Annotated in this window: 7 protein-coding genes; 2 read left to right on the top strand and 5 right to left on the bottom strand. The window is 73.1% G+C overall.

Annotated features, from left to right (window positions below; all coding sequences use genetic code 11):
• Nucleotides 1–682, top strand: a 682-nt coding sequence (locus tag FHP29_RS07220) for a PQQ-dependent sugar dehydrogenase (protein ID WP_139622293.1), incomplete at its 5' end; no start/stop codon positions are given.
• Between the two features lie 31 nt (nucleotides 683–713).
• Here FHP29_RS07220 and gatB read toward each other — a convergent pair.
• The 3 genes from gatB to gatC are packed head-to-tail and all read right to left on the bottom strand — an operon-like array spanning nucleotide 714 to nucleotide 4,029.
• A complete protein-coding gene (gatB, locus tag FHP29_RS07215; protein ID WP_139622184.1) occupies nucleotides 714–2,216 on the bottom strand; it encodes an Asp-tRNA(Asn)/Glu-tRNA(Gln) amidotransferase subunit GatB in 1,503 nt (500 codons plus the stop codon).
• Complete coding sequence (gene gatA / locus FHP29_RS07210; RefSeq protein ID WP_139622183.1) at nucleotides 2,213–3,730, bottom strand: Asp-tRNA(Asn)/Glu-tRNA(Gln) amidotransferase subunit GatA; 1,518 nt, start codon at nucleotides 3,728–3,730, stop codon at nucleotides 2,213–2,215. The genes gatB and gatA overlap by 4 nt, the downstream gene beginning before the upstream one ends.
• Nucleotides 3,727–4,029: an Asp-tRNA(Asn)/Glu-tRNA(Gln) amidotransferase subunit GatC gene (gene gatC, locus FHP29_RS07205; RefSeq protein ID WP_139622182.1), complete on the bottom strand. Its 303-nt coding sequence runs from the start codon at nucleotides 4,027–4,029 to the stop codon at nucleotides 3,727–3,729. Before gatC ends, gatA begins: the two co-directional genes overlap by 4 nt.
• Before the next feature lie 43 nt (nucleotides 4,030–4,072).
• On the opposite strand from gatC, the gene FHP29_RS07200 reads away from it, so the two are divergent.
• On the top strand, nucleotides 4,073–4,510 hold the full coding sequence (locus FHP29_RS07200; RefSeq protein ID WP_139622181.1) for a hypothetical protein: 438 nt from the start codon (nucleotides 4,073–4,075) through the stop codon (nucleotides 4,508–4,510).
• Nucleotides 4,511–4,520: 10 nt separating this feature from the next.
• Here FHP29_RS07200 and FHP29_RS07195 read toward each other — a convergent pair whose 3' ends face one another.
• Together FHP29_RS07195 and ligA are read right to left on the bottom strand one after the other, a co-directional pair.
• On the bottom strand, nucleotides 4,521–5,537 hold the full coding sequence (locus FHP29_RS07195) for an alpha/beta hydrolase family protein (protein WP_139622180.1): 1,017 nt from the start codon (nucleotides 5,535–5,537) through the stop codon (nucleotides 4,521–4,523).
• Nucleotides 5,538–5,541: 4 nt separating this feature from the next.
• On the bottom strand, nucleotides 5,542–7,647 hold the full coding sequence (gene ligA, locus FHP29_RS07190) for an NAD-dependent DNA ligase LigA (RefSeq protein WP_139622179.1): 2,106 nt from the start codon (nucleotides 7,645–7,647) through the stop codon (nucleotides 5,542–5,544).
• Nucleotides 7,648–7,786 lie beyond the last annotated feature (139 nt).

The raw sequence follows: 7,786 nt of genomic DNA, 5'->3' as shown, positions 1-7,786 counted from the left end.
CGGCCCGACCGAGCCCATCCTGACCGGCATCCCGAACGGGCGCATCCACGACGGCGGGCGGCTGGCGTTCGGCCCCGACGGCTACCTCTACGTCTCCACCGGCGAGACCGGGGACGACGAGCTGGCGCGGGACCGGGCGTCGACGGCCGGCAAGATCCTCCGGATCACCGCGGGCGGCCAGGCCGCGCCCGACAACCCGTTCGGGACGACCGTGTGGTCATGGGGCCACCGCAACGTGCAGGGCCTCGCCTTCGACGACCAGGGACTGCTCTGGGCCTCGGAGTTCGGCGACAGCAGGGCCGACGAGCTCAACCGGATCGTGCCGGGCGAGGACTACGGGTGGCCGGTCGTCGAGGGCACCGGCGGACCCGCGAGGTACACCCAGCCGCAGCTGACCTGGTCGACTGACGAGGCCTCCCCCTCCGGTCTCGCCTACGCCGGCGGCTACCTGTGGATGGCCGCACTCAACGGTGAGCGGCTGTGGCGGATCAAGGTCGCCGACGGCCAGGCGAGCGACCCGTCGGCGTACTTCGCCCCCGAGAAGGGCACTCCCAGCACCTACGGCCGGCTGCGCACCGTCGCCCGCGCCCCCGACGGACGGCTGTGGGTGACCACCAGCAACCAGGACGGCCGGGGCACTCCCGCCGCCGACGACGACCGGATCCTGCTGATCGAGCCGTAGGCCCCTGGCCTCGGTCGGCGGCGGGCTGCGGTCAGCCGAGCTTCTCGAGCACCAGCTCCCGGACCCGGCCGGCGTCGGCCTGGCCGCGCATCTCCTTCATGACCGCGCCGATCAGCGCGCCGGCCGCGGCGACCTTGCCGTCACGGATCTTGTCGGCGATGGCGGGGTTCTCGGCGATCGCCTTGTCGACGGCCGCCGAGAGGGCGCCCTCGTCGGAGACCACGGCGAGCCCGCGGGCGGCGATGATCTCCTCCGGCGTGCCCTCGCCGGCGAGCAGGCCGTCGAAGACCTGGCGCGCGAGCTTGTCGTTGATCGTCTTCGCGTCGACCAGCGCCTGGACCTCCGCGACCTGGGCCGGGGTGACGCCGAGCTCGGAGAGCTCGACGCCGGTGTCGTTGGCACGGCGGGCGAGCTCGGTCAGCCACCACTTGCGGGCGGCCTGCGGCGCGGCGCCCGCGGCGATCGTCTGCTCGACGAGCTCCAGGGCGCCGGCGCCCACGGTGTCGCGCATCTCGAGGTCGCTGAAGCCCCACTCGGCCTGCAGCCGGGTACGCCGGGCGGCCGGGTTCTCGGGCAGCGTCGCCCGCAGCTCCTCGACCCACTCCCGGCTGGGGGCCACGGGCACGAGGTCCGGCTCCGGGAAGTAGCGGTAGTCCTCGGCGTCGGACTTCTCGCGGCCCGAGGACGTGGTGCCGTCGTTCTCGTGGAAGTGGCGGGTCTCCTGCAGCACCGAGCCGCCCGCGGCGAGGATGCCGGCGTGGCGCGCCATCTCGTAGCGCACCGCCCGCTCGACCGAGCGCAGCGAGTTGACGTTCTTGGTCTCCGACCGGGTGCCCAGGGCGCCCGAGCCCTTCGGGGCGAGCGAGAGGTTGACGTCGGCGCGGATCGAGCCCTGGTCCATGCGGGCGTCGGAGACGCCGAGGGCGACGATCAGGTCGCGGATCGCCGACACGTAGGCCTTGGCCACCAGCGGCGCCTTCGCACCCGTGCCGAGGATCGGCTTGGTGACGATCTCGATCAGGGGGATGCCGGCGCGGTTGTAGTCGACCAGCGAGTAGTCGGCGCCGTGGATCCGGCCGGCCGTGCCGCCGACGTGGGACGACTTGCCGGTGTCCTCCTCCATGTGGGCGCGCTCGATCTCGATGCGGAAGGTCTCGCCCTCGACGTCGACGTCGAGGTAGCCCTCGAAGGCGATCGGCTCGTCGTACTGCGAGGTCTGGAAGTTCTTCGGCATGTCCGGGTAGAAGTAGTTCTTCCGCGCGAAGCGGCACCACTCGGCGATCTCGCAGTTGAGGGCGAGCCCGATCCGGATGGCCGACTCGACCGCCTTGCCGTTGACCACCGGCATCGCGCCGGGCAGGCCCAGGCAGGTCGGGCAGACCTGGGTGTTGGGCTCGCCGCCGAAGGTGGCCGGGCAGCCGCAGAACATCTTGGTGTTGGTGTTGAGCTCGACGTGGATCTCGAGGCCGAGCGCGGGGTCGTACGCCGCCACCACCTCGTCGAACGGAACGAGCGTCTCGGTCGTCGCCGTCATCGGGGGCCCTCCAGGTTCGGTGCCTTCGCAAGGATCGGACCACCCCAGCGGGAGGTCAGTGCCGCCTCGACGGCAGCGCCGACGCGGTAGAGCCGCTCGTCGGCGAGCGCCGGGGCGAGGACCTGGAAGCCGACCGGCAGCCCGTCCTCGTCGGCGAGGCCGGCGGGCACGGAGATGCCGGGGACGCCGGCCAGGTTGGCCGGGATGGTGGCGAGGTCCTGCAGGTACATGGCCAGCGGGTCGTCGAGCTTCTCCCCCAGCGGGAAGGCCGTGGTCGGCGAGGTCGGCGAGACCAGCACGTCGACGGACTCGAAGGCCGCCGCGAAGTCGCGCGAGATGAGGGTGCGCACCTTCTGGGCCTGGCCGTAGTAGGCGTCGTAGTAGCCGCTGGACAGGGCGTAGGTGCCGATCATGATCCGGCGCTTCACCTCGTCGCCGAAGCCGGCGTCGCGGGTGGCCCGCATGACCGCCTCGGCGCTGGGGTCCCCTTCGGGAACCACCCGCAGGCCGTAGCGCATCGCGTCGAACTTGGCGAGGTTGGACGAGCACTCCGCCGGCAGGATGAGGTAGTAGGTCGCCATCGCGTGCACGAAGGTCGGGCACGAGATCTCGGTGACCTCCGCACCCAGCTTCTCGAGGAGCTCGACGGTCTCGGCGAAGCGCGCCATGACACCGGCCTGCCAGCCGTCTCCGGCGAGCTCCTTGATGACGCCGACCCGCAGGCCGGCGAGGTCGCCGGTGGCGCCCTGCCGGGCCGCCTCGACGTAGGCGCCCACGGGCGCGTCGACGGAAGTCGAGTCCAGCGGGTCGTGGCCGCCGATCAGCTCGTGCAGCAGCGCCGAGTCCAGCACGGTGCGGGTGACCGGGCCGACCTGGTCGAGGCTGTTGGCGAGCGCGACCAGGCCGTAGCGCGAGACTCCGCCGTAGGTCGGCTTCACGCCGACCGTGCCGGTCACGGCGCCGGGCTGGCGGATCGAGCCGCCGGTGTCGGTGCCCAGCGCCAGCGGGGCCTCGAAGGCCGCGACCGCCGCGGCCGAGCCGCCGCCGGAGCCGCCGGGGATCCGGGTCTGGTCCCACGGGTTGCGGGTCGGTCCGTACGCCGAGTGCTCGGTCGAGGAGCCCATCGCGAACTCGTCCATGTTGGTCTTGCCGAGGATCGGCAGGCCGGCGTCCTTGATCCGCCGGACCACGGTCGCGTCGTACGGCGGCACCCAGCCCTCGAGGATCTTCGAGCCGCACGTCGTGGGCAGGCCCTGGGTGGCCAGCACGTCCTTGACGGCGATCGGGACGCCGTCCAGGAGGTGGCGGGCCTCCCCCGCCGCACGACGGGCGTCGGACTCGGCGGCCTGCGCGAGCGCGCCCTCGGCGTCGACGTGCAGGAAGGCATGGACGCCGGCGTCGACCGCGGCGATCCGGTCCAGATGGGCCTGCGTCAGCTCGACCGAGGTGGTCTCGCCGGCGGCCAGCGCGTCGGCCAGCTCGGCGGCGGTCTTGTGGATCAGCTGCTCACTCACTGCTCGTCCCCCAGGATCCGCGGGACCCGGAACCGCTGGTCCTCGGCCTCCGGCGCGCCGGACAGCGCCTGCTCGGCGGTGAGGCCGGGCACGACGACGTCCTCGCGGAAGACGTTGGTCAGCGGGACGGGGTGCGACGTCGGCGGCACGTCGTCGAGGTCGCCGACGGCTCCGATCGATGCGACCGCCTCGAGGATCACGTTGAGCTGGGGGGCCAGGTGGTCCAGCTCGGCGTCGTCGAGGTCGATCCGGGCGAGATCGGCCAGGTGGGCCACCTCGTCACGGGTGAGTTGAGACATGCCGGCGATTCTAGGCGGGCGGCCGGACCCTAGAATCCGCCGGGTGTACGCCGCCGCCCCCGCTCCGCGCCACCTGCCGCAGCGCGTGGTGGTGGCCGGCGGTCCGGGCGACGCGCTGGCGGTCTTCCTGCACCGCCTCGCGAGCGCCCTCGACGTCCCCCTCGTCCCGCTCGCGGACCTCTCGGGCCCGACCGAGGCGGCCCGCCTCGCGGCGTTCGACGGCTGGGTGACCACCGCCGACGAGGCGTGGGCCCGCCCCCTCCTCCTCGAGCGGGCCGACGTCCTGGTCCGGGCCGACCTGGCGGCCGCCTCCTTCGCCGGACGGGTGCGCCGCACGCTGCGTCGGATCCGCTCCGACGCCCGCGAGCGCGAGCCCGACCTCGGCTGGGTCGACCGCGCGCCCGCGATCCATCCCCGGCTGTCGGTGGTCCGGCTCCCCGACCCGGACGCCGCCGAGAACTGGCTGCGCTCCCTGGGCTGACGCCGCCGGGTCAGGACAGGTGGCGGGCCAGGAACCGCCCGGTGCGCTGCATCGACAGCTCGAACTGCGGGCCGAAGGCGTGCTCCTCGCCGACGTAGGTCCGCATCGTCACGTCGACGCCCGCCTGCTCCATCAGCCGGGTCGTGGCTCGGCTCCACCGGATCGGGCAGGAGTCGTCCGAGCTGCCGTGGTGGATGAGGACCGGCTCGGTGATGTCGTCGAAGTAGGTCCGGGCGCTGATCCCCTGCCAGAACGCCGGCTGCGCGGACGGCTCGCCGTACCGGCTCAGGATCCGACGTGCCGCGCCGCCGCGGCCCGGGTCCGGGCGGATCCAGCGCTCGAAGTTGTCGACCGCGTCGGAGCTGACCGGCGCGAAGACCACCGCGGCGTCGACCAACCCGGGCTTCACGACGAGGGCGTTGTAGACGACACCGCCGCCCATCGAGCGCCCGACCAGCGCGACCCTCTCGTCGTCGACCGGACCGTCCCAGGCCCGCAGCGCGAGCACCGCGTTGACGACGTCCTCGGTGTAGCCCAGCCGCATGTCGAGCCCACCACTCGCGTCGGGATCGGAGCCGGCATGGCCGCGGTAGTCGACGTGCAGCGCGACGTACCCGTGCTCGCCGAACCACGCCCGCTCCCGGGTCATCCCCTGCCCGTTCACGTAGACCGCCGGGTCGATGTAGCCGTGCGCGAGCACCACGGCCGGGAACGGCCCCGGCCCCTCCGGCACCGCCAGCCGCCCGGACACGGTGAGGTCGCCGCTGCGCCAGGTGACGGCGTACTGCCGCTGCCGCGACGTCCGCGCCACCTCCTCGCCCAGGCGCAGCCCGCGCCCGTCGAACGCCTTCTGCGCGAGGGCCGGCAGCGACACCGGATGAGGTACGGCGGCCGGCGACTGCGACGCCGACGGGCTGGTCGTCGGGCTGGTCGCGGGAGGTGGCGTCGGCGCGCTGCCGGGCTCCTCCGCGCCGGAGCACGCCGTGCCCAGCAACGCGAGGAGGACGACCGGCACCCAGCGCCTCATGGCGTCATTGTGCCCCGGCGTCCGCGGGCGGCCCGTCGGCGAGCAGCTTCTTGAAGCCGTCCTCGTCGAGGATCGGGACGCCGAGCTGCTCGGCCTTCTCCGCCTTGGACCCGGCGTTCTCGCCGATGACCACGAAGTCGGTCTTCTTCGACACCGAGCCCGCCGCCTTGCCGCCGCGCGACAGGATCGCCTCCTTGGCCGAGTCGCGTGAGAAGTCCTGGAGCGAGCCGGTGACCACCACCGTCAGGCCCTCGAGCGTCCGGGGCACCGACTCGTCGCGCTCGTCGGCCATGGCGACGCCCGCCGCCTCCCACTTGTCGACGATCGCCCGGTGCCACGCGACGCCGAACCATTCGATGACGGCGGCCGCGATCGTGGGGCCGACGCCCTCGGCGGCGGCGAGCTCGGCCTCGGAGGCGCCGCGGATGGCGGCCATCGAGCCGAACTCGGTCGCCAGGGCGCGCGCCGCGGTGGGGCCGACGTGGCGGATCGAGAGGGCGACGAGGACCCGCCACAGCGGGACCTGCCTACGCTCGTGGAGATGGGCGAGCAGCTTCTCGCCGTTGGCGCTCAGCTGCGGGCCCTCCTCGCCCTTCTTGGGGGCGCGGGTGAAGAGCGGCGCGGTGAGCAGCTTGGTCTCGTCGAGGTCGAAGATGTCGCCCTCGTTGGCGATCGCGCCGGCGTCCAGCAGGGCCACCGCGGCCTCGTAGCCGAGGCCCTCGATGTCGAAGGCGCCGCGACCGGCGACATGGAAGACCCGCTCCCGGACCTGGGCCGGGCAGTGCTCGTGGTTGGGGCAGCGCAGGTCCTTGTCGCCCTCCTTCTGCTGGGCGAGCGCCGTCGCGCAGGCCGGGCAGTGCGTGGGCATGACCCACTCGGCCAGGCCCTCGGGCCGCAGCGGCAGCACGGGCCCGACGATCTCGGGGATGACGTCGCCCGCCTTGCGCAGGATCACGGTGTCGCCGGGGCGCACGTCCTTCCGCTTCACCTCGTGGGCGTTGTGGAGGGTGGCCATCTCGACGGTCGAGCCCGCGACGCGCACCGGCTCCATCACGCCGTACGGCGTCACCCGGCCCGTGCGTCCCGTGTTGACCCGGATGTCGAGGAGTCGGGTGTTGACCTCCTCGGGCGGGTACTTGTAGGCGATCGCCCAGCGGGGCGCGCGGCTGGTCGAGCCGAGGCGACGCTGGAGCGCGACGTCGTCGACCTTCACCACGACCCCGTCGATCTCGTAGGGCACGATGCCGTGGCGGTGCTCCCCCGCGTGGGCGATGTAGCCCTCGACCTCGGCGAGGGTGGGCACGACCCGCACCTGCTCCGAGACCGGCAGGCCCCAGGCGGCGAGAGCGCGGTAGGCCTCGGACTGGGCGGTGGGCTCGAAGCCCTCCCGCGCGCCGATGCCGTGGCACACCATCCCGAGCGCCCGGGTGGCGGTGACCCGCGGGTCCTTCTGGCGCAGCGAGCCGGCGGCCGCATTGCGCGGGTTGGCGAAGGCCGGCCTGCCGGCCTCGGTCATGGCCACGTTGAGCGCCTCGAAGGCCTCCACCGGCAAGAACACCTCGCCGCGGACCTCGACCAGCGCCGGCACCGGGAACTCGTCGGTCCCGCTGAGTCGGTGCGGGACGGCGTCGATCGTGCGGACGTTGGGCGTCACGTCCTCGCCGGTGCGCCCGTCCCCGCGGGTCAGCGCCCGGACCAGGCGGCCCTGCTCGTAGAGCAGGTTGATCGCCAGCCCGTCGACCTTGAGCTCGCACAGCAGCGCGGGCTCCCCGACGCCGTCGCGGGCCAGGCGGGCGTACCAGGAGCCGAGCTCGTCGAACGAGAAGGCGTTGTCGAGACTCTCCATCCGCTGGAGGTGGTCGACGGCCGTGAAGTCCGTCGCGACCGCGCCGCCGACCTTCTGGGTCGGCGAGTCGGGCGTGCGGAGCTCGGCGTACGCCTCCTCGAGCTCCTCGAGACGGCGCATCCGCGCGTCGAAGTCGGCGTCGGAGAGCGTGGGCTGGTCGAGCACGTAGTAGCGCCAGCGGGCGTCCTCGACCTCGTCGACGAGTGTCGCGTGCTCCTCGCGGGCCTCGGGCGGGACGACGGGGAGGTCGGCGGCGTCGCTCATGGGACGCATTCTTCACCGTCGCGCCGACAGGCTGTCGGTGGTCTCCGGCAGAGTCGGGAATCACGACGCCGACGACGCTGTTCGACCCAGGCAGTTGACAGAACGAAACCGTTCCGTACTATCTATTGAAACGAAACCG

Source organism: Nocardioides albidus (assembly GCF_006335005.1).
Lineage (GTDB): Bacteria > Actinomycetota > Actinomycetes > Propionibacteriales > Nocardioidaceae > Nocardioides > Nocardioides albidus.
This window is presented reverse-complemented; position numbering and strand designations above follow the sequence as displayed.